At 66.8% G+C, this 20840-nt stretch carries 21 protein-coding genes and 1 other RNA gene; 11 read left to right on the top strand and 11 right to left on the bottom strand.

Annotated features, from left to right (window positions below):
• The first annotated feature begins 36 nt into the window (after positions 1-36).
• Both FHS31_RS05810 and FHS31_RS05805 read left to right on the top strand, forming a co-directional pair.
• On the top strand, positions 37-1359 hold the full coding sequence (locus FHS31_RS05810; protein ID WP_208408572.1) for a lipopolysaccharide biosynthesis protein: 1323 nt from the start codon (positions 37-39) through the stop codon (positions 1357-1359).
• A gap of 103 nt (positions 1360-1462) precedes the next feature.
• A complete protein-coding gene (locus FHS31_RS05805) occupies positions 1463-2641 on the top strand; it encodes a glycosyltransferase (protein WP_167072420.1) in 1179 nt (392 codons plus the stop codon).
• Here FHS31_RS05805 and FHS31_RS05800 read toward each other — a convergent pair.
• The 4 genes from FHS31_RS05800 to hrpB form a co-directional block, all read right to left on the bottom strand.
• Positions 2631-4094, bottom strand: coding sequence for a hypothetical protein (locus FHS31_RS05800; RefSeq protein ID WP_167072419.1), 1464 nt, complete (start codon positions 4092-4094; stop codon positions 2631-2633). The genes FHS31_RS05805 and FHS31_RS05800 overlap by 11 nt on opposite strands.
• A gap of 57 nt (positions 4095-4151) precedes the next feature.
• Positions 4152-4769 carry a YbhB/YbcL family Raf kinase inhibitor-like protein gene (locus FHS31_RS05795; RefSeq protein WP_167072418.1) on the bottom strand — a complete coding sequence of 206 codons (618 nt, stop codon included), beginning with the start codon at positions 4767-4769 and terminating at the stop codon, positions 4152-4154.
• A 111-nt stretch (positions 4770-4880) separates the two neighbouring features.
• On the bottom strand, positions 4881-5183 hold the full coding sequence (locus FHS31_RS05790) for an ETC complex I subunit (RefSeq protein ID WP_167072417.1): 303 nt from the start codon (positions 5181-5183) through the stop codon (positions 4881-4883).
• Positions 5184-5325: 142 nt separating this feature from the next.
• Complete coding sequence (gene hrpB / locus FHS31_RS05785; RefSeq protein ID WP_167072416.1) at positions 5326-7815, bottom strand: ATP-dependent helicase HrpB; 2490 nt, start codon at positions 7813-7815, stop codon at positions 5326-5328.
• 191 nt (positions 7816-8006) lie between these two features.
• Here hrpB and FHS31_RS05780 point away from each other — a divergent pair, with 191 nt between their 5' ends.
• On the top strand, positions 8007-9842 hold the full coding sequence (locus tag FHS31_RS05780; protein WP_167072415.1) for a DUF885 domain-containing protein: 1836 nt from the start codon (positions 8007-8009) through the stop codon (positions 9840-9842).
• A gap of 11 nt (positions 9843-9853) precedes the next feature.
• Complete coding sequence (locus FHS31_RS05775; RefSeq protein ID WP_167072414.1) at positions 9854-10432, top strand: thymidine kinase; 579 nt, start codon at positions 9854-9856, stop codon at positions 10430-10432.
• A gap of 126 nt (positions 10433-10558) precedes the next feature.
• Here FHS31_RS05775 and FHS31_RS05770 read toward each other — a convergent pair whose 3' ends face one another.
• Positions 10559-11569 carry a polyprenyl synthetase family protein gene (locus FHS31_RS05770; RefSeq protein ID WP_167072413.1) on the bottom strand — a complete coding sequence of 337 codons (1011 nt, stop codon included), beginning with the start codon at positions 11567-11569 and terminating at the stop codon, positions 10559-10561.
• Between the two features lie 99 nt (positions 11570-11668).
• Here FHS31_RS05770 and FHS31_RS05765 point away from each other — a divergent pair, with 99 nt between their 5' ends.
• Complete coding sequence (locus FHS31_RS05765) at positions 11669-11950, top strand: chorismate mutase (protein WP_167072412.1); 282 nt, start codon at positions 11669-11671, stop codon at positions 11948-11950.
• Positions 11951-12064: 114 nt separating this feature from the next.
• On the opposite strand, the gene FHS31_RS05760 is transcribed toward FHS31_RS05765, so the two are convergent.
• From FHS31_RS05760 to FHS31_RS05745, 4 genes are all read right to left on the bottom strand, one after another.
• Entirely contained in the window at positions 12065-12616 is a 552-nt protein-coding gene (locus FHS31_RS05760; RefSeq protein WP_167072411.1) for an NUDIX domain-containing protein, read from the bottom strand.
• 148 nt (positions 12617-12764) lie between these two features.
• Complete coding sequence (locus tag FHS31_RS05755; RefSeq protein ID WP_167072410.1) at positions 12765-13433, bottom strand: TPM domain-containing protein; 669 nt, start codon at positions 13431-13433, stop codon at positions 12765-12767.
• On the bottom strand, positions 13433-14284 hold the full coding sequence (locus tag FHS31_RS05750) for a TPM domain-containing protein (protein WP_243843287.1): 852 nt from the start codon (positions 14282-14284) through the stop codon (positions 13433-13435). Before FHS31_RS05750 ends, FHS31_RS05755 begins: the two co-directional genes overlap by 1 nt.
• Positions 14285-14592: 308 nt before the next feature.
• A complete protein-coding gene (locus tag FHS31_RS05745) occupies positions 14593-15177 on the bottom strand; it encodes a LemA family protein (RefSeq protein WP_167072408.1) in 585 nt (194 codons plus the stop codon).
• Positions 15178-15294: 117 nt separating this feature from the next.
• Here FHS31_RS05745 and mscL point away from each other — a divergent pair, with 117 nt between their 5' ends.
• The 4 genes from mscL (at position 15295) to FHS31_RS05725 (ending at position 17434) form a co-directional block, all read left to right on the top strand.
• Positions 15295-15747, top strand: a complete 453-nt coding sequence (mscL, locus tag FHS31_RS05740) for a large conductance mechanosensitive channel protein MscL (RefSeq protein WP_167072407.1) — start codon at positions 15295-15297, stop codon at positions 15745-15747.
• A 127-nt stretch (positions 15748-15874) separates the two neighbouring features.
• Positions 15875-16219: a transfer-messenger RNA gene (ssrA, locus tag FHS31_RS05735) on the top strand.
• A gap of 92 nt (positions 16220-16311) precedes the next feature.
• Positions 16312-16671, top strand: a complete 360-nt coding sequence (locus FHS31_RS05730; protein ID WP_167072406.1) for a GFA family protein — start codon at positions 16312-16314, stop codon at positions 16669-16671.
• A 199-nt stretch (positions 16672-16870) separates the two neighbouring features.
• Positions 16871-17434 (top strand): retropepsin-like aspartic protease family protein, encoded by a 564-nt coding sequence (locus tag FHS31_RS05725; RefSeq protein WP_167072405.1) that lies wholly within the window; start codon positions 16871-16873, stop codon positions 17432-17434.
• Between the two features lie 131 nt (positions 17435-17565).
• Here the strand turns inward: FHS31_RS05725 and FHS31_RS05720 are convergent, their stop codons facing one another.
• Positions 17566-19695, bottom strand: a complete 2130-nt coding sequence (locus FHS31_RS05720) for a TonB-dependent receptor (protein ID WP_167072404.1) — start codon at positions 19693-19695, stop codon at positions 17566-17568.
• A 141-nt stretch (positions 19696-19836) separates the two neighbouring features.
• Here FHS31_RS05720 and FHS31_RS05715 point away from each other — a divergent pair, with 141 nt between their 5' ends.
• Positions 19837-20094, top strand: coding sequence for a BrnT family toxin (locus FHS31_RS05715; RefSeq protein WP_167072403.1), 258 nt, complete (start codon positions 19837-19839; stop codon positions 20092-20094).
• Positions 20087-20353: a BrnA antitoxin family protein gene (locus FHS31_RS05710; protein ID WP_167072402.1), complete on the top strand. Its 267-nt coding sequence runs from the start codon at positions 20087-20089 to the stop codon at positions 20351-20353. The genes FHS31_RS05715 and FHS31_RS05710 overlap by 8 nt, the downstream gene beginning before the upstream one ends.
• Before the next feature lie 14 nt (positions 20354-20367).
• Here FHS31_RS05710 and FHS31_RS05705 read toward each other — a convergent pair whose 3' ends face one another.
• Positions 20368-20838: a Fur family transcriptional regulator gene (locus FHS31_RS05705; protein WP_167072401.1), complete on the bottom strand. Its 471-nt coding sequence runs from the start codon at positions 20836-20838 to the stop codon at positions 20368-20370.
• Positions 20839-20840: the final 2 nt, after the last annotated feature.

The following is a 20840-nucleotide window of genomic DNA, read 5'->3' as shown; positions in this document are numbered from 1 at the left end:
GCTGCAAAAATAGGAGCGTTCGCCTAGAAGCTCAAGATGGCTGCGCCGCAAACCGACCCCCATTCGCCGCAGGAGGGCGCTCAGCCCGGCCTGATCCGGGTGCTGCTCAATCTCGGCCACCTGATCGGCGGAAAGGCAGGCGCCGGGCTGATGAGCCTCGTCTATCTGGTCATCGCCACCCATCGGCTTGGGCCGCGCGACTATGGCATCCTCGTGCTGGTCAGCGCCTATGCGGGGCTGGTGGGGGTGGTGATCGCCTTTTCGGGCTTTCACGGCGTCGTCCGTTACGGCGCGATCGCGCGGGAGCGGGGCGACAAAGCCGAATTGGCGCGAATCATCCGCTTCATGGCCGTGGTGGAGCTCTGCTGCGGCGCGGCGGCGGTGCTGATCGCCGCGGTGGCCGTGCCCTGGGTGGGACCACGGCTGGGCTGGTCGCCCGAGGCGCAGGCCTTCGCCTTGCCGTTCAGCCTCGGCGTGCTCGGCACGGTGCGCGCGACCCCGCAGGGGATATTGCAGATCGCCGGGCGCTTCGATCTGATCGGGCTGCACCAACTGGCCAATCCCACGGTGCGGCTGATCGGATCCCTGCTGTGCTGGGTGCTGGGCGGCGGGCTGACCGCCTTCCTCGCCGTGTGGCTGGCGTCGCTGGTTGCGGAGTGCGTCGCGATGTGGGCGCTGGCGGCGCCGAGCTGGCGGCTGCTGACCGGCGCGCGGCTGATCGGTCCGTGGCGGCACCGCCAGCCCGGTTTCGGCCGCTTCATCCTCGCCGCCAATGCCGACATCACCCTGCGCGAGCTTGCGCCCAACCTCGCCCCGCTCACCGTCGGCTGGATGCTGGGGCCGACCGCCGCCGGCCTGCTCGCACTCGCCCAACGCGCCGCCAACATCCTGTCGCAGCCCGCGGCGCTGCTGGGGCAAGCAAGCTATTCGGTACTCGCGGAGCTGACCGCGGCGGGCAACACCGTCATGCTGCGGCGAACGGTGTGGCGCAGCGTCGGGCTGGCGCTGGTGATCGCGGTGCTGATCCTCGGCCTGCTGACGATGGTCGGCGAGCCGCTGCTGGCACTGATCGGCGGCAAGGGCTTTGCGGTCGGCGCGGCGCTGCTGCTGCCGGTGGCTGCCGCGCGGGCCCTGGCGCTGGCCAGCGCGCCGCTGGTGTCGGGACTCGCGGCCATCGGGCGCGCCGGGTGGCTGGTGGTGACGACCACGGTCACCAGCCTGATCCTCTATCCGCTGCTGCCGCTGCTGTTGCTGTGGATCGGGCTGATCGGCGCGGGCTGGCATATGCTGCTGCAAGGCGTGGTCGCGGCCCTGATGCTCGGCTGGCTGTTTGAACGTCAGCTCGCCGCGAAACCCTGAGATCATCGGGCGGGGGGCTGCTGCAAAGTCCCGCAACAAACGCGCAACAGTTCTCCGGCAGAGTGGCCAAGCCGAAAAGCATCCACGATCGAAAGCTCTCGACTTGCGCCTGAACACCCAGCCGCACCGCCCGCTTTGCATCATTCTGCAGGATTTCGCGCTGGGCGGCACCGAGCATGTCGCGCTGACCTTGGCGCGGGCGTGGAGCGAGGCAGGCCGCGCGGTGACGATCTTCTGCGGCAAGGCCGAAGGCCCACTTCGCCCGTTGATCGAAGGCGCCCCGGTGCGCGTCGTCGAGGCGCCAGGCGGCATTGTCCGGCAGCGCGGATCGGTCGCCCGGCTCGGTGCCGCTGCCGCTCGCTTCCTGCATGCCGAGCCGCATCACAGCTGCTTCATTCCCGGCAATTATCATTGGGATGCGATCCCGCCGATCCGCCGCCTGCCCGACGGCATTCGTCCCAAGATCGTCGCGCAGCTGAGCTCGCCGATCAGCAAACCGCAGCGCCGCGGACTGCGCAAAGCGGGCTTCCGCTGGAAGATGCGCCGGCTGCTGCGCGGCATCGATACGCTGGTCACCATGTCCGATCGGCAGCGGCCCGAGGCGGCGCGTATCTTGCCGGACGTCACCGTGCGCGCCATCCCCCTGCCCTGCGTGCCCGACGGCAGCGCCGCGCCGACGATGGCGGAAGGACGCACGATCGTAGCGGCGGGGCGCTTGGTTGCGCAAAAGGCGTTCGAGGATCTGATTTCGGCCTTCGCGCTGCTTGATGATCCCGATGCCCGGCTGGTGATCGTCGGCGAAGGCTGCGAGCGGCCGCAGCTGGAGGCGCTGGTCGCCCGTCTCGGGCTTCAGGATCGCGTGCGCTTGCCGGGGTTCGCGGCGGAGATCCGCCCTGCCTTGGATGCGGCGCGGCTGTTCGTGCTGTCGTCGCATTATGAAGGTTATGCCGCCGTCATCGCGCAGGCGCTGGCGGCAGGACGACCGGTGGTGGCGACCGATTGCACCCCCGCGACCCATGAACTGCTCGGCGACGATCGCTTCGGCATGACGGTGCCGATCGCCGATCCCGCCGCACTGGCGCAGGCGATGGCGCGGATGCTGGCGCAGCCCGCCCCCGATCCGATGCTGCTGGCGCAGGCGGTCGAGCGGCATCGCGTCGGATCGGCGGCGGAGGCCTATCGCGCCTTGCTCGACGGTACGCCCGCGCGGCGCCCTCAAGCCGGGTGGCAGCCGGCATGGAACACCGACGCGGAACCGGCGCAGACCGCCGTCAGCGCTTGAGCGCGTAGACCAGCCGCGTCTCACGCTTCAGCGGGAAAGCCGCAATCAGACGATAGTCGCGCGCCAGCGCCGCATGCAGCACTGCCTGCGTGGCGCGATTGGTATCCACATCGGTCGGATCGAAGGAATCGACCACCACGGTCGGCCGCTGCGCCAGGATCGCGCGCTCCTCCGCCGCCGGATCGACCCCCAGCGCCGTCGCCTCGCGCGCGAAGGACAGGTGGTAGGGGAAGGGCCAGCGCGTCAGAAGGCAGCTTTGCGTGAGATAATAGAGGATCGGCTCGCCGGCATAGACGTAGAGGCAGCCACCGTGGAGATTGGCCTCGATCACCTGAGTGAGCCGCGCGGCATAAGCGCGATCGCCTGATCGATGGAGCACATTGCGCCAGTTGATCGCATAAGCGACGCCGTTAGCCACCAGCACCAGCGCGACGAGAAACAGCGCGAGCCTGCGCGGCCGCAGCCGAAAAGCGGGGGCCGTGGCGATGCACAAGGGCACGATCAACGGCAGCGCGTAATGGTTGAAATAATTGCCGAACAACAGAATGCCGACGCACGACGCCGCTGCCCAGCCGAGCACGAAGCGGTGAATCGCGGGCGCGTCGATCGGCCTGCGCCGCAGCCTCTCGCTCAACCCCAACGCGATGAAGAAGGGCGAGAGCCGCGCCAGCATCTTGGCGAGCTGATAGAGCTGCGCGGGGATTGGCTCGTTATGGCGCAGCAGGATCGAGGTGAAATTGGCGAAGACGAACGCCGGCCCCTGCCCCAGCCCTATATAGGCTAGCCAGGCCAGCAACGTCGGCAACAACGCGGCGGCGATCCACAGCGAACCCGCACCGATCAAGCGGGACCAGCCAATCCGCTGCCACCAGCCGATCCACAGCAAGGTACAACCGAAATAGATGCCTTCGTAGACCGCCGAATATTTGATCTGCAGCGCGATGCCGGTGAGCAGCATCGCGGCGATGCCGAGGCTGACGAACCGCGCGGGGCGCTCGATCAGTCGCACGAGGATCAGCGCCGCCAGCGCCATCGGCAGATTGTAGAAGACCGGCGATTGCCCGCCCATCCCGCCCGACCAGCCGATTGCCAGCGGATAAGCGATCGCGGCGGCGATCGCGGGCCACGGCCCCGCCGTCCACCGCGCGATCGTGGCGATAACCACACCGGTCGCGGCGACGAAGCCAGCGGCGACCAACTGATAGGCGAGAACGCCATCGCTCCCCAACAGCCGGATACCCGCGAACAGCACGAACAGCCCCACCGGCTTGCGGTCCCAGATATCAACATAGGGCAACGCGCCCCTGAGCATCCTATCGCCGGTGAAGAGATAGAATTGCTCATCGGCATCGATCACCGGATCGCCGAAATAGAGGCTGCGGAACGCGATGGTGGCGATCACAAGCGCGACTAGCAGGAAGCCCCAGCGGGGTTGAACGGAGTGCGCCTTCACGCGCCCCGCTTGGCGCAAGCGCCGCGTCCCTTCAAGCTCCTCCCCGGACGGGGAGGATCAGGCCGGATTAAGCGCGCCCGCTGGCCCTACCGAGGCCTCCTCCTCACGCGAATAGCTGCCGATCAGCACGCCCACCGCCAGCACCTTGCCCGCCATCGCCTTGACCACCGCGCTGCGCCCCGGGCTTTCGCCGAGATCGGGCTGTTCGGAGAGGGCGAAGAGCTGGAAGACATAATCGTGGCGGCCATGCCCGCGCGGCGGATCGGGCGGCAGCCAGCCTTCGCTACGAAAACTGTTGAGCCCGACGTCGCCGTCCGGCCCGCCCGCGCCGTCGCGGACGATCGCGCCTTCCTCCAGCCGCCGCTCCTGCGCGCCGATGCCCCACACCACGGCGTGGACGAGCGGGCGCGGCGCGGGCGCATCGGGATCCTCTACGATCAGCGCGAAGCAGTCGGTGCCTTCCGGCGCCTCGCCCCAGGTCAGCGGCGGCGAGGTGCCCGCGCCATCGGCGGTGAAGCGGATCGGCAATCGCCCTTCATCGGCGAAGGCGGGGCTGGTGAGATCGAGCGTCGCCTCCAGCGCGCCGAGCGAGGGATCGGCGGCGACAAGCTTGCCATGCCCCGCGCGCACGTTATGCAGCAAGCCACCCAGCCATGCCGGCACATGTTCGAGCATCACCGCCTCCTATCCGAGCGACAACACATCACGCGGCGTTGTGCTCCGGCGCAGGCCGGAGCCTTGGACGATCGGGCGCAACGCTCCGGTCTGCGCCGGAGCACCGCACGCTTAGAGCGTCAGGTCCGGCCCTTTGAAATTGTCGGCATAAGCCTGCAGCTTTAGCGTCCGCCCGGCCTGCGCCAGCGTGACGTGGTAAGCAAGGCCATGCCGCTCGCAATAGGCCTTGGCGGCCTCCAGCGTTGGGAAGCCCAGACGCACCTGCTCGCGCGTGTCGCCCGATCCCGCCCAGCCGGTCAGCGGATCGGGATGCTTGGCCTCGGCAGGCTCATACTCGAGGATCCACGCGCCTTCGTTGGCACGCCCCGATTGCATGCTGCTTTTGATGCGTTGGCGGATGCGGGCTTCGGTCATGAAGACCGCCTATCGCGTGGCGCGTGAGCGTCAAGAGGAGATCAAGCCCCTCCCCTTCAGGGGAGGGGGAGTCGGACCAAATTGCTCGCAACAAGTGAGCGGAGAGGCCCCACCCCCAACCCCTCCCCTGAAGGGAAGGGGCCTAGGAGCCGGACGCCCGCTTCGTCCTGAGCGTCGGCGCGGCGGCGGCGGGATCGTCGGGCCAGGGATGGCGGGGATAGCGGCCGCGCATCTCCTTCGCGACCGCCGCCCAGCTACCCTTCCAGAAGCCCGGCAGATCGCGCGTCGTCTGGATCGGCCGGCCGGCGGGCGAGGTGAGGCGCAGGACGAGCGGGGTGTGGCCAATCATCGGATGCGTGGCGAGCCCGAACAGCGCCTGCACGCGCAGCTCGACCGCGGGGCCACCTTCAGCGGCATAATCGATGGCATGGTGCGAGCCGAGCGGGCTGACGAAATCGCGCGGCGCCGCGGCATCGAGCGCGCGGCGCTGATCCCAATCGAGCAGGTTCTCGATCGCCTGATGCAGCGCGCCGGGATCGATATCGGACAAGCGGCGACGCCCCTCGACCAGTGGCGGCAGCCATTCGTCGAGCCGTGCCATCAGCGCCGCGTCGGACAGATCGATTCCGTGCACGAAGGCGGCACGGGCGCGCAGCATCGCCGCGCTCTCGCTCCAAGGGATCAGGCCGAGCCCGTGCGTCCGCACACCTGCGACGAGCGCCGCCGCAATCGCCGCGCGATCCGGCGCAGGATCGGGCCCACGCGCGAGCCGGATCGCGCCCAGCCGCCGCTCCCGCAGCGGCTCGACCGCGCCGGTCGCGGCATCAAAGCGCGCCGAATGTTCGATGGTGATGCGATCGGCGAACAGGCCCTCCACCTCGGCCGGATCGATCGCAGCGGCGGCGAGGATCCGGGCGCCTGCCGCCGATCCCTGCGTTTCCGCCACGGCCAGCCATTCGGCGCGGGCGAGCGACGATGTGGGATCGAGGCGAAAGCCGCGCCCGCCGGCGGAGATCCAGTCAGCGCCATCGGAACCGCGGCGCTTGGCGATCCGGTCGGGGAAAGCGAGCGCGATGCAGGCCGCAATTTCTTCCCCCCTCCCTGAAAGGGAGGGATTGGGAGTGGGTTGCTTACTCGTGATGAGCCCCGCTTCTGATCCACCCGCCCCTAACCCCTCCCTTCCAGGGAGGGGGACTAGGCGCACCCATCGGTCGGCCAATTGCCTAGCGCCATCCGCCCGTTGCCCGCGCTCGTTCCGCCACCTTCGCATCCGGCTCTCGAGGTCGGGATCATTACCCCCGACGCCGGGCTCGGAAAGCAGCACCGCCACCTCTGCCGCAGTCCGCGCCCACCCCCGCTCCGCCGCGGCGACCAGCATATGCCCCAGCCGCGGCGACAGCGGCAGGCCAGCCACCTTGCGGCCATGCGCGGTCACCCGCCCATCCCCATCCAGCATCCCGAAACTCTCAAGCCGTCCCCGCGCCTCGCTCACCGCCGCGCTGGTCGGCGGATCGAGCCAGCGCAGGCTCGCCGGATCGATCACGCCCCATAGCGCGCAGGCGAGCAGCAGCCCGGAGAGATCGGCCTCGGCGATCTCGGGCGGATCGAAGCGGGGTAGGCCGGCGGTCGCCGCCTCTTCCCACAGGCGATAGGCGATACCCGGCGATTGCCGCCCGGCGCGCCCTGCGCGCTGTGTCGCAGCGGCCTGGCTGACGCGCTCGGTGACCAGCCGCGTCACCCCCGCGGCGCGATCGTAGCGGGCGCGGCGAGCGAGGCCGCTGTCGATCACCACGGTGACGCCGTCGATCGTCAGGCTGGTCTCGGCAATCGCGGTGGCGAGGACGAGCTTGCGCTTCGCATCCGGCTCACGCGCGATCGCGGCGCGCTGCGCGGGCGGCTCGGCCCGGCCATGGAGCTTGTGGACTCGGACGCCGGAAAGGGTTTCAAGCCGCTCGGCCGTCCGCTCGATCTCGGCCACACCGGGCAGGAAGGCGAGGAGGCCGCCCTCGGTTTCCCCCAGCGCACGGCGGATCGCGGCGGCCATCTCATCCTCGATCCGCGCCGATCCGCGCCCGATGTGGCGCGTGTCGATCGGAAAAGTGCGCCCCTGGCTTTCGATCACCGGCGCGCCACCCAGCAGCCTGGAGAAACGCTCGCCATCCAAAGTCGCCGACATTGCGACGATGCGGAGGTCAGGCCGCAGCGCTCCTTGCGCATCCAGCGCCAGCGCCAGACCGAAATCGCTGTCGAGGCTGCGCTCATGGACCTCATCGAACAACACGGCAGAAATGCCCGTCAGTTCGGGATCAGCCTGGATCATCTGGACGAAGATGCCCTGCGTGATCGCCAGCAGCCGCGTGTCCCGCGATTGTTTGGCGTCGAGCCGCGTTGCATAACCAATCCGCCCACCCACCGGCTCGCCCGCCTGCGCCGCGATCCGTTCTGCAGCAGCGCGCACCGCGAGGCGGCGGGGCCCGAGCAGCAGCACCTTGCCGGTACACCAGGGCTGGTCGAGCAATGCGGGCGCGACCATCGTGGTCTTGCCCGCGCCCGGCGGCGCGACGAGGACGGCGTTCGACCCGGCATCGAGCGCCGCGAGCAGATCGGGAAGGACGGTTTCGATCGGGAGCATTGGCCAGAACGCTTTAGAGGGAAGCTTTACGCGCTCAAACACCGTTCGCCCTGAGCCTGTCGAAGGGCCGTCCTTCTTTCAACGCCTTAAGAAAGGACAGGGCTTCGACAAGCTCAGCACGAACGGGATGGTTGGCTCGCTTGTGCAGCCCCTCTCGCCCGCTAAGGTGCGCGCTTGTTGGGGAGATCGATATGCGCGCGGTGAATCGTCGGGAATGGATGGCTGGGGCCGCCGCGATCGGCGTCGGCGCGGCTTTCCCCCTCGCCGCACAGGCCCCGGCCGCACCTGGCGATGCCGCCGCCACCAATCTCCTCGGCCAGACTGCCGAGCGATTGCTGACCGAATATCCCGAAAACGCCTCCTATCTCGGCATCGACAAGGGCGCGCGCGCCGGGCTGCGCGCCAGGCTGACCGATCGATCGATCAATGCCGAGCGGCGGCGCATGGCTTGGGCCGACCGTCGCCTCGCTGAATTAAAGGCGGTGGACCGCGCGCACCTGTCGCCCGGCGTCGCGCTCGATATGGATGTCGCCCAGACCGCGTTCGGCCTTGCAGTCGATGGCTGGAAATTTCCGTATGGCGATATGGCGGTGTTGAGCGGCAGTAACGGCTTCCGCAATTCGCCTTATGTCGTCAGCCAGCTCGGCGGCGCGTTCGTCGATACGCCCGACTTTCTCGACAACAAGCACCCCATCGCCACCAGCATCGATGCCGAAGCCTATCTCGCGCGGGTCGAGGCCTATGCCGGGCAACTGGCGGGCGAGACCGACCGCATCGGCGCCGATGCCGCGCACGGCGTGATCCCGCCCGATTTCATCTGCGACATGGTGCTCGGCAATCTCAGCGCAGGGCGCGCCGAGCCAGCCAGCGAATGGGGCGTGGTCAAGACGCTGCGGCGCCTGAGCAAGGACGCCGGGCTCAACGACAGCTACGCCGCCAAAGCGCAGGCGCTGGTCGTGGAGAGGGTCGCGCCCGCGCTCGACCGCCAGATCGCCGTGCTCCGCGCCGCGCGCGCCGAGGCGACCTCGGCGCCCGGCGTCGACAAGCTGCGCGATGGCGCAGACTATTATGCCTGGGTGCTGCGCGCCGGAACCACCACCAACGCGACGCCTGACGAGGTCCATACCCTCGGCCAGCAGCAGATCGCCGCCATCCAGGGCGAGATGGACGGGCTGCTCAAGGCGCAGGGGCTGAGCAAGGGCACGGTCGGCGAGCGGATGACCGCGCTCTCCAAACGCCCCGATCTGCTCTTCGCCAACAACGATGCCGGGCGCGCCAAGCTGCTCGCTTACCTCAACGGCCGCATCACCGACATTCGCGGCCGCATGCCCAAGGCCTTCGCCACGCTGGTCAAGGGCAATCTCGTCATCAAGCGCGTGCCGCCGTCGATCCAGGATGGCGCGCCCAACGGCTATGCCGCTTCGGGATCGATCGACGGCACGATGCCCGGCGTCTATTATATCAATCTCAAAGATACCGGCATCTGGCCGCGCTATGCGCTGCCCACGCTTTGCTATCATGAGGGCATTCCGGGGCACGTCTGGCAGGGCGAATATGCCAATGCGATGCCGCTGATCCGCAATTACATCGCCTTCAATGCCTATTCGGAGGGCTGGGCGCTCTATGCCGAGCAGCTGGGCTTTGAGCTTGGCGCTTATGACGGCGATCCGCTCGGGCGGCTCGGCTATCTGCAATCGATGGGCTTCCGGGCGTGCCGGATGGTCGTCGATACCGGCATCCACGCCAAGGGCTGGAGCTTCGATCAGGCGCTGCAATGGGCGATCGCCAACACCGGCATGACGCGCGCGCAATGGGTGAGCGAGCTCACCCGTTATTGCGCGATGCCGGGGCAGGCGTGCGGCTATAAGATGGGGCACAACGAGATCAATCGGCAGCGCGTGCGGGCGCAGTCCGCGCTGGGCGCGAAGTTCGATCTCCGGCGGTTCGACGATGCCGTGGTGCAGGGCGGCAACGTGCCGCTCAACCTGCTCGATCCGATCGTCGATCGCTATATCAAGAGCGCCTGAGGGCCGCGCGCATGGCCAAGCTCTATTTCTATTATGCCTCGATGAACGCGGGCAAATCGACCACGCTGCTGCAGGCGAGCTTCAACTATCGCGAGCGCGGGTTGCAGACGATGCTGTGGACCGCCGCGATCGACGATCGCTACGCGCGCGGCGTCATCACCTCGCGGATCGGGCTGGAGGCGGAGGCCAATGCCTTTGACGCCGCGACCGATCTGCGCGCGGCGATCGCCGCCGAACATGCAGCGCAGCCGCTCGCCTGCGTGCTGGTCGATGAGGCGCAATTCCTCACCCGCGCGCAGGTGTTCGCGCTGGCGGCGGTGTGCGACGAACTCGGCATTCCGGTGCTGGCCTATGGCCTGCGCACCGATTTCCGCGCCGAGTTATTTGAAGGCAGCCGCTATCTGCTGGCGCTGGCCGACACGCTGACCGAGATCAAGGCGATCTGCGGCTGCGGCCGCAAGGCGACGATGAACCTGCGCGTCGACGAGGCGGGCAAAGCGATCCACGAAGGCGCGCAGACCGAGATCGGCGGCAACGAACGCTACATCGCGCTCTGCCGCCGCCACTTCATGGCGGCGTTGCGAGATTAAGTCCTCCCCACGATTTCGTGGGGAGGGGGACCGCGCGAAGCGTGGTGGAGGGGAAAGGCGCGACGGCGGAGTTCCCCTCCACCATCCTGCGGATGGTCCCCCTCCCCAGCCAAAGCTGGGGAGGATTTAGAAAGTCCGCGCTACCGCGAACTCCACCGCTTCCACCAACGCCGCCCTGGCCGTGCCGCCGCCGATGCCCGCCAGCGCGTCGATCGCGAGCTGGCCGTAGTGGCGGGCCCTCGCCAGCGTATCCGCCAAGGCACCGCTGTCGCGGAGCAGGCGGGTGGCGTGGGCGAGCTGGTCGTCGTCGTTCTTGCCGATCTCGATCGCGTCGCGCCAGAATTTGCGGTCGGCGTCCGAACCGCGGGCATAGGCGAGGATCACCGGCAGGGTGATCTTGCCGTCGCGGAAATCGTCGCCGGCGTCCTTGCCCATCGTTGCATCATCCGAGGCGTAATCGATCGCGTCGTCGACCAGCTGGAAGGCGATGCCGAGGTTGCGGCCGTAGCTGTCCAGCGCCTCCTCGGTCTTCGCGTCGCGCTCGGCGACCACCGCGGCGATGCGGCAGGCAGCGGCGAACAAGGCGGCGGTCTTGGCATCGATGATGCGCAGATAATGCGCCTCGCCGGTCTCGATCCGGCGCTGCGCGGTGAGCTGATCGACCTCGCCCTGCGCGATGATCGAGCTTGCGCCGGAGAGGATCTTGAGCACGCGCAGCGACCCGTCCTCGACCATCAGCTCGAACGATCGGCTGAACAGGAAATCGCCGACCAGCACGCTGGCGGCATTGCCCCAGATCAGATTGGCGGTGCGGCGGCCGCGGCGGAGATTGGAGCCATCGACGACATCATCGTGCAGCAGCGTCGCGGTGTGAATGAATTCGACGCAGGCGGCGAGCTTGTGGTGCCGCGCGCCGCCGTAATCGAGCAGGTGCGCGCAGGCGAGCGTCAGCATCGGCCGCATCCGCTTGCCGCGCCCGGCGATGAGGTGGCCGGCGAGTTCGGGGATCAGCGGCACGTCCGACTGCATCCGTTCGAGGATGACGCTGTTGACCTGGTTCATGTCCGCCGCGACCAGCTTGATCATCGGATCGAGCGACGGGGCATGGTCTCGGCGGAAGGGGATGATCGTCGCCATGCCGCGCGATTTGGCGATCTTCACCCCGACTTGCAAGCGGAGCGGCTTGCAACTCCCGCGATGCGCCCGCATGGCGCGGTGAAGCGAGGGAGAAGGGACATGGCCGACGCGCGGCTCGAGGGATATCGCCAGAGCATCGACAATATCGATGCGGCCTTGGTCTATCTGCTCGCCGAACGCTTCAAGGTGACCAAGGCGGTCGGCGTCTACAAGGCCGAAGCCGGGCTGCCCCCCGCCGATCCCGGCCGCGAGGGCGAGCAGATCGCGCGGCTGCGGGCGCTGGCGCAAAGCGCCCAGCTCGATCCCGATTTCTCGGAAGCCTTCCTGCGCTTCATCATCGACGAGGTGATCCGCCACCATGAGCGGGTGCAGGGGGAATAGGCAAACCCCTCCCTTTCAAGGGAGGGATTGGGGTGGGTGCGCGCGTCTGCGCGCCCAAAAAACTTAGCCACCCGTCGCAAAAGCACCGAACGGGGCATCGAGCCCCGTCCGCCGCTAACCCACCCCTGGCCCCTCCCTTAAAGGGAGGGGTGAAGAGAGAAGACTCGCTCCCAGCAGCACCAGCAGCTTCACGTCGATGATGAAGCCCTCGTTGCGTCGCGCTTCGACATAAGCGGGGACGTCGTCGAGCGGTACACGGTGGACGGTGATGCCCTCATTATCGACGCCGCCGCCCTCCCCCACCTTGGTCAGCTCATGCGCGCGGACCAGCGTGAAGGTCTCCGAAACCATCCCCGGCGAGGAGGCGAAGCGGCCGACCGTTTCGATGCGGCCCGGCCGATAGCCGGTCTCCTCCTCCAGCTCGCGCGCGGCGGCAGTCTCGATGGCTTCGCCCTGGCTTTCGTCCCCCACCAGCCCGGCGGGAAGCTCCAGGCAGCGCGCGTTCAGGGGGACGCGGAATTGTTCGACCAGCAGGACGCAGCCGTCATCGATCGCGAGGATCACCGCGGCATGGATGTTGCGCGCGCGGCCGACATATTCCCACGTCCCCTGCTTGCGGACGGTGATATATTTGCCCTGCCAGACGATTGCGGCGGGATCGCTCACCTCATCCTCCCCCGCCAGGGGGAGGTGGCAGGCGTCAGCCTGACGGAGGGGGCGGATCGGGTTACCGTTGACAGCCCGCCGCCGTCCTCCCCCTCCGAGGCCTTCGGCCCCACCTCCCCCTGGCGGGGGAGGATTTGGGTTAGGCCGCTCACAACAAAATCAGGCGATCGGGGAGTTCGTTGGGATCGGTGCCGGTGCGGGGTAAATGGGCTTCGAGGACGTCGCCGATCTTCTCGATCGCGGCGGCGATGCCGTCGCCGGGACGATCGTCCTTCACATGCGTCAGCAGCACGGCCATCGCCTCGCCCCATTCGCTATCGTCGACCCTGGAATGAATCGCGGCATCGGCGACGATCTCGGCGCGATGCTCGGCGAGGCTGAGATAGAGCAGGACGCCGGTGGTGCTCGCGGTGCGCTGCTCGATCGCGGCGCGGAACAGCATCAGCGCGCGGCGGTGGACGCGGCGATGCTTGGTGGCCGCGGGCGTCAGCGCCATCCGCACCGCCTGGAGCCCGAACAGGTAGCGACCGGCGAGGAAGACGAGGGCCGTCACCACCAGCAGCACGGTCAGCAGGAACCGCTGCGACGGCTCTTCCCAACCGGGATGGACCAGCCGCGCGGCCCGCTCCAGCACGATGGGAAACGCCGCCGACAGCGCCAGCGGCAGCAGCGCCACGAGCAGCGCATAATGCAGCGGCACCTCGGCATAGCTATCCGATGCGGCCGCGACGAAGGCCTGCACCTCGCCATCGGTGCGCGCCTCGGCGGCCTTGATCGCGGCGGCGGCATGCGCCGCATCGCTGGGCTTGATCTGCATCACCAGCTCCCCGATGCGCCGCCGCCGCCGAAGCCGCCGCCGCCTCCGCCGGTGAAGCCGCCACCGCCCCAGCTGCCATCGGAGCCGCCGCCCGAATCGCCACCGCCGAAGAAGCCGCCACCACCGCCGCCGGAGCGCCGCCCGTTATCCATCATCTCGCTCGCCGCCCACAGCCAGATCGGCCAGTTGCTGCCGCTGCCGCTATAGCGCCGCGCGCCCCATGGCCCGGCCGCGCGCCGCCCGAAATGGCTGGCGACGACAACGCCCATGATCACCAGCCAGACGATCAGCCCCAGCGGCGCGCCGCCGCCCTGCTTCGAACGGCGATGGCTGGCATCGAACGTTGCCGCCGCCTTGGCCATTTCGGCCCTGGCCTGATCGTCGGGCAGGCTCAATTGCTGGATGAGCGCATCGGTGCCCGCCTCGATCCCGCCCGGCATGTCGCCGGCCTTGAAGGCGGGGACGATCTTGGTCTGGATGATCACGCTGGAGAAAGCGTCGGTCAGCACGGGCTCGAGCCGGGTGCCGACCTCAATGCGGACCTGACGCTCCTTGGGCGCGACGATCAGGATCGCGCCATTGTCCGCGCCCTTGAGGCCGACGCCCCACGTCCGCCCGAGCTTATAGCCATAATCGGCGATGTCATCGCCGGCGAGATCGGGAATGGTGGCGACGACGAGCTGGCGCCCGGTCTGCTGCTGGAACGCCTCGAGCTTCTGTTCGAGCGCGGTCTTGCGATCGGCGGGAAGGATGTTGGCGGCATCCGTGACGAGGCCGGTGAAGGCGGGGAAGGATTGGGCGTGCGCAGGCACTGCGATGAGCGCGAGCAAGAAAGCGGCAATCACGCCCAAAACCCTCTCCCAGCGGGAGAGGGAGGGAGCGCCGAAGGCGCGGAAGGGTGAGGGCACGCCCCTCTGCCTTAACGCCCGGCCCTCACCCTCCCACTCGGCTGCGCCGAGCGGGCCCCTCCCTCTCCTGCTGGGAGAGGGGGTCCGATGCGCCGAAATTGAGGAAGTTGAGGATTGCGGAAGGCTTTGCCGCCCTCCTCCCGAACCGCCGGTCGTGGCAGCAAATTCAGGCGAAAGGCGCAGGCCGAGCATTACAATTTCCTAGCAGAAACGCGCCGAAAAGTCAAGAACAAATGCCGAACGAAGGCGCTTTAGAATTTGACCGCCGGCGCGGTCTCGGAGCCCGGGGTGGTCGCCTGGAAGGTCTGCATCGGCTTGGCGCCGTAGAAGATCTTGGCGCCGATCGCGTCGGGGAAGGTGCGGATGCGCGTATTATAGGCCTGCACCGCTTCATTGTAATCGCTGCGCGCGATGGTGATCCGGTTCTCGGTGCCTTCGAGCTGGCTCATCAGCGTCGTGTAATTGCCCTGGCTCTTGAGCTCGGGATAGGCCTCCTGCAGCTTCTGCAGCGATACCGTCACCGCGCCCTGCGCGCGCTCATAATTGGCGACCTTGGCGGGATCCTTGAGATCATCGCCCGAAAGCTGGACAGCCTGCGCGCCGGCGCGCGCCTGCGTCACCTCGACGAGGATGTCCTTCTCCTGCGCGCCCGCGGCCTTCACGGTCGAGACCAGATTGGGGATCAAATCGGAGCGCCGCTGATACTGATTCTGCACATCGGCCCACTTGGCCTTGGCATTCTCCTCGGCGGTCGGGATCGAGTTCAATCCGCACCCGGCCAGCGACAGCGCGGCGAGGGGAGCGAGCAAAGCGATGCGGAAACGGGCGAACGACATGGAGGAAGCCTCTGTTGGTTGCGTCACCCGCCGTCTTACTCGCCTAATACGGCGCGCGCAATCGGGGTTGATCGGCGGCGGCGTAACGAACAAGCTGGGCAAAAGGAGGCATCGCTTATGCTCAAGGATTTTCGGGCGTTCATCGCCCGCGGCAACGTCCTCGATCTCGCGGTGGCGGTGATCATCGGCGCGGCGTTCGGCAAGATCGTCACCAGCCTGACCGACGACATCATCATGCCGATCATCGGCAAGGTCACCGGCGGGCTCGATTTCTCCAGCCACTTCGTCCGCCTCGGCCCGATCCCAGCCGATTTCAAAGGATCGCTGACCAGCTATGCCGATCTCAAGAAGGCCGGTGTGCCGCTGATCGGCTATGGCCAGTTCGTCACCCAGCTGATGGATTTCCTGATCGTCGCCTTCGTCATCTTCCTGATGGTCCGCGCGGTGAGCAAGGCGACCGCGGCGCTGGAGCGGGAGAAAGCCGAGGCCACCGCGGCCCCGGCGGCGGATACGGCGGAGGTGATCCTGCTACGCGAGATAAGGGATGAGTTGAAAGCGCGCTCGGCCTAAATCCTCCCCTGGAAGGCGAGGGGGGCCAGCCGCAGGCTGGTGGAGGGGTATCCCGCTCTCGAAAGGGTGACACCCCTCCGTCATCGCTGCGCGATGCCACCTCCCCTTGCAGGGGAGGATGAAGCGGCCCCTTCCCCCCGCCTCGTCGAACCCCTATATCCCTCCCCGCCGGCTTCGGCCGGCTATGGTGATAAAGTGCATGTTGTGTTTGGCGCAGCGGACCCGGGGGCGGTACCCGGCGGCTCCACCAAAACCTGTCTTTCAAGGCAGGCTTTGACGGGGCCGAACTAGGATCGACGTGTGAACAGGCACCTTGTTTTTGCCCGGGACGAGAACACCCGTAAAACGTCTCAAAACCACAAGTGCCAACGATAACGAGGCGCTCGCGATTGCTGCGTAATCACGGCCTAACGGCTTAGATTACAAAGCTTGAACGCGGTTCGGGCCGAACCGGGCAACAGAATCGGATTCCGGCGGTACGGGGAGCACCGAGCAACAGAAGCTCCCCACACAGTTACCCCACAAAGTGGTACTTTGCGGGGACCCCATTTAAGAAAGTGCTCCATGAAAGTGGAAGGCGGGTGCCATTGTGGGCTGGTGCGGTTTGAGGCGGATGTGCCCGAATCGCCGGAAGTCTTGGATTGCGATTGTTCGATCTGCAGCATGACCGGTTACCTTCACCTGATCGTGCCCGATGACGATTTCAGGCTGATCGAGGGGCGGCGGGAGACGACGACGTACCGCTTCGGCACCGGCGCCGCGCAGCACATCTTCTGCAGCCAGTGCGGGATCAAAAGCTTCTACAAGCCGCGCTCGCACCCCAAGGGCATTAGCATCAATCTGCGCTGCCTGGACGAGCGGCACGGCGTCGAGGCGCGCATCGTCAAATTCGACGGCAAGAATCACGCGGGCGCGGTAGCCTAAATCCTCCCCTGAAAGGGGAGGGGGACCATGCGCAGCATGGTGGAGGGGTGTCCCGCTCTCGAAAGGGCGACACCCCTCCGTCACGCTGCGCGTGCCACCTCCCCTTCCAGGGGAGGATCAAATCCTAAAACAACCCTAACAGCGCATTAGCCGAATCGAATCACCGATCGTTGCAAACGTCCGGGCATTAGCCTGCTTTATGAGTAGCTTGCTTTCCAGTGCCCCCCTCCCCGCGATCACGCTGGCGATCGGCTGCGTCGCCGGAATGATGGGCTCGCATTACTCCGCCGACGACAGCGTGACGCAGGCCCCGGCCCCCAGCGCGGCGATGGCGAGCGCGGGCATCGGCGCAGGCCAGACAGTCGATGATCAGGCCGCTGCGGCGGCGAGCGATGCGTCCGGCCGCAGCAAGGTGGCGCGCGCTTCGGATGGGCTGTTCTACATCGGCGCGGAGGTCAACGGCCATCATTTGCGCTTCCTGGTCGATACCGGCGCCAGCTACACCGTGCTGCGCGCGGATGACGCCCGCACGTTGGGCCTCACCCCCGAGGCCGATCGCTTCGGCGAGAAGGTCGAGACCGTCGGCGGCAGCACCGCAATGGCCTGGACCCACCTCGCCAGCGTCAAGCTCGCCGGGCGCGAGCTGCACGATGTGCGCGCGGCGGTGGTGCGGCAGGGGCTGGGCGTCTCATTGCTCGGCCAGAATATGCTCACCAAGCTTGGATCGGTGCGCATCAAGGGCGATCGGCTGGAGCTGAATTAGTCATGCGGGCACATCCCTTCCACCGTTCGCCCTGAGCTTGTCGAAGGGCTGTTCTTCTTTCCACGTCAAAAGAAGCAGAACGGTGCTTCGACAGGCTCAGCACGAACGGGGGTGGGTTATGTCCGCCGCGATCAGATATCCTTGCTGACACCCACGAAGACGCCGCGCCGCGCGCCATATTGCGGCGCGCCGACGCCGACGCCGGTGCCGTCCCGAATCTCATATTTGTGATCGCCGACGTTCACCACATCGAGCCGCACCTCCACCCCCGCCGCCGCGATGCGGTAGCTCGCCGCAAGGTTGAACTGCGCATAGCCGGGCAGCTTGTCGCCGTTCGGCACAATGCCGTCGCGGCGCAGGCCCGATCCGTAGAGCATGTCGCTGCCCAGCTTGAGCCCCGAGAGCGTGCCGTCGCGGAAGCGGTAGGAGACGCCTGCCGATCCCGTGTAGGTCTGATCATGATCCAGATAGATGTAATGGTTGCGGATATAGGCGAGATCGGCGGGATCGAAGCTGAACTGGCTTGAGACGATATCCCTGCCCTTCGCTTGCGCGGCCGAGAAATTGGCATAGGCCAGCCACGGGCCCTTGGTGTAATTGACGTTGAACTCAATGCCCTTGATCCGCCCATATTTGTAATTGAACGGCGTCAGGATGATCGGCGCGCCGAACTGGCCCTCGTCGATCAGGTTGCGGCTGATCCGGTAATAGGCATCGACGCCCAGGCTGACGCCGCTGTCGCCCAGCTTCTGCTCGGCGCCCGCGTCGAAATAATGCTGCTTCTCGGCGAAAGGCGTGGTGTTGTCGGTGCCCGCGGCCGCGCCGCTGGTGCCGACGTAGCGCGCGATCGTCGTGCTGCCGACCAGCTCGAACGGCGGCGGCGAGAAATAGCGCGCATAGCCGATGTGGAGCGTGGTGAACGCGCCCGGCTGCCAGACGAGATTGGCGCGTGGGGAAAACATCTGCTGCGATCGATAGCCGTCATAATGATCGAAACGGCCGCCGAAATTGAAGGTCAGGCTGTGCGCCAGCTTCCATTCGTCCTGCAGATAGACGCTGTACGTCATCTCGGTGTTGCCGCCGGCTTCCGCAACGCTGATCGGCTGGCCGGTCTGATTGCCGGCGGCATCCACCGGGAAGACGCTGGTCGTGGTGCTGCTGGTGCCGTGATCGCGGGTGATCAGCACGCCGCCGCGGATCGTGTGCGCCGGGCTCACTCTGTAGGAGGCATCGACCTGCGCGCCGATGGTGAGATCCTTCTTCACCGCGCGCTGCGCCTGGCCGTTGAACAGCAATTCGCCGAGCACATCGGGATAATAGTTGAGCGTCGCATAGCGCGCGAACAGCGAGCTTTGCACGGTCAGCGTGTCGCTGTGGTGGAGAAGGGCGAGCTGGCCGAAGCCAGTCTGTTCGACCTGCCGCTCATCCAGACTATCACTGAGGAAATCGCTGACCCCGCCGACCGAATAGCCCGGCCCGATCGCCGCCGCGCTCAGCCCGCGCGGATTGGGGATCTCGAAATGCTGGTTGGCATAGCCGCCGACGAAGCTGACGCGGTTATCGTCATCGATGATGTGATCGAGATAGGCGAAGGCCTGGCCCTGATCGGTGCGGTCATGCAGCGGATTGGCGGAGCCATCGACGCTCTCGATGCCGAGGTGGCTGTGCCGATAGTCGCCGGATACGAAGTAATTGGTCGATCCGGTCGATCCGCCATATTCGACGCTCGGTTCGATCATGCCGCGGCTGCCGCCGTAGAGCGAAACGGTGCCGCCATTCTTGAAGCCGCTCTTTGTGGTGATATCGATGATGCCTGCCGAGCGCAGGCCATATTGCGCGGGCAGGGCGCCGGTGAGCAGGTTGAAACTCTCGATCAGGCGCGGGCTGAGCGTCTGGCCGAACACGGCGATGCCTTCGGGCAGGATCGTGCCGTTGATGCGATATTGCAGATTGTTGTGATCGTCGCGGACGTGGAACTGGCCATTGCCATCCTGCACCACGCCGGGCAGCTGCAGGATGATCTGGTTGAACTGCTGATTGTCGCCGCCGGGCAGCGCCTGGATCGTGGCATTGTCGACGCCATAGCTAGTCGCGCCGAGCGCCGGCGAAATCGCGGCGCGCGCGTCATCCAGCTTGCGGGCGGTGACGACGATTTCCGGGGAGGCGGGCTGATCGGCCTCACCGGCATCGGCGGGCGCGGCGTCGGCGGCGCTGGCGATCAAGGCAAGGGCGGCAACCGAAGAGACTAAAAGGGCGCGCATCGTTGCTCCGAACCAGCGTGATACAATGTATCATGCATGTGTCGGTGTGCGCATGAACGGCGGATGAAGCCAACGGCAATAACGCCACAATTCGCGCCAATCCGATATTGATGTCTATGTATTCTTGTAGTAACAGAATATATGAAGATCAGCTTTGATCCGGCCAAGGATCGATCGAATTTCGAGAAGCACGGTCTATGGCTAAGCGACTTCGAGAGCTTCGACGGCGAGCCGCACGTCTCGATCGATAATCGGATCGATTACGGCGAGATTCGCTATCAGGCGCGCGGTCGGATCGATGGCAAGGGCCATTGCCTGGTCTTCACGGTTATGGCGGACGGCATCCACCTGATTAGCTTCCGTCGGGCGCGCGAAAAGGAGATGCGTCGCTATGGGTAAAGTAGAGCTGCCTGAGGGGTTCGACGAGAACCCCGAATGGACAGAAGAGACGGAACGCCGCTCGCGTCCCGCTAGCGAAATCCTGCCGCCCCATGCTGTCGCAGCGCTTACCAGGCGTCCGCGTGGTCGGCCGCCCGGCGGTGACAAGGAGGCGACCACGATCCGTCTCGATCGAGACGTCCTTGCCCACTTCAAGGGTCAGGGATCGGGCTGGCAGACGCGGATCAACGCGGCGCTGCGGAAGGTGGCGGGGTTATGAGCGATGGCGCGCAATCAGCTCGTCGCGTCTGCTCCGCAATCGGCGCATAATCCGCGCATCTCGAGGATCGGGCGGCGCGGCAGGAAGCCGGACGCGATCGCCCCATTGCGCAACACCTCGGTCGCCTTATCGTCGTCGAGGTGCAGCACCTGTCCGCACTGATCGCAGATCAGGAAGAGGCAATCGTGGCGGCAGGCGGGGTGGCGGTTGACGACATAGGCGTTGGCGCTTTCGATCCGGTGCGCCAGATTCGCCTCCACGAACAGATCGAGGATGCGATAGATGCTGTTGGCCGGAACGCGGCGGTCCTCGCGCTTCGAGATCAGTTCGGCGATGTCATAGGCCGAGGCGGGCTTGGCCGATTGGCGAAGCGCCTCGAACACCCGCGCGCGCATCGGCGTCCATTGCTCCCCCGCCGCGATCAGCGCGCGCTCCGCCGCGCCGTCGAGCGCGTCGCCATCGTGCAGGGCATGGATGTGGGCCATCG

Source organism: Sphingomonas vulcanisoli (assembly GCF_011761305.1).
GTDB classification, from domain to species: domain Bacteria; phylum Pseudomonadota; class Alphaproteobacteria; order Sphingomonadales; family Sphingomonadaceae; genus Sphingomonas_I; species Sphingomonas_I vulcanisoli.
Note: the sequence above shows the minus strand (reverse complement) of the source record. Positions and strands in the feature narration are given on the sequence as shown.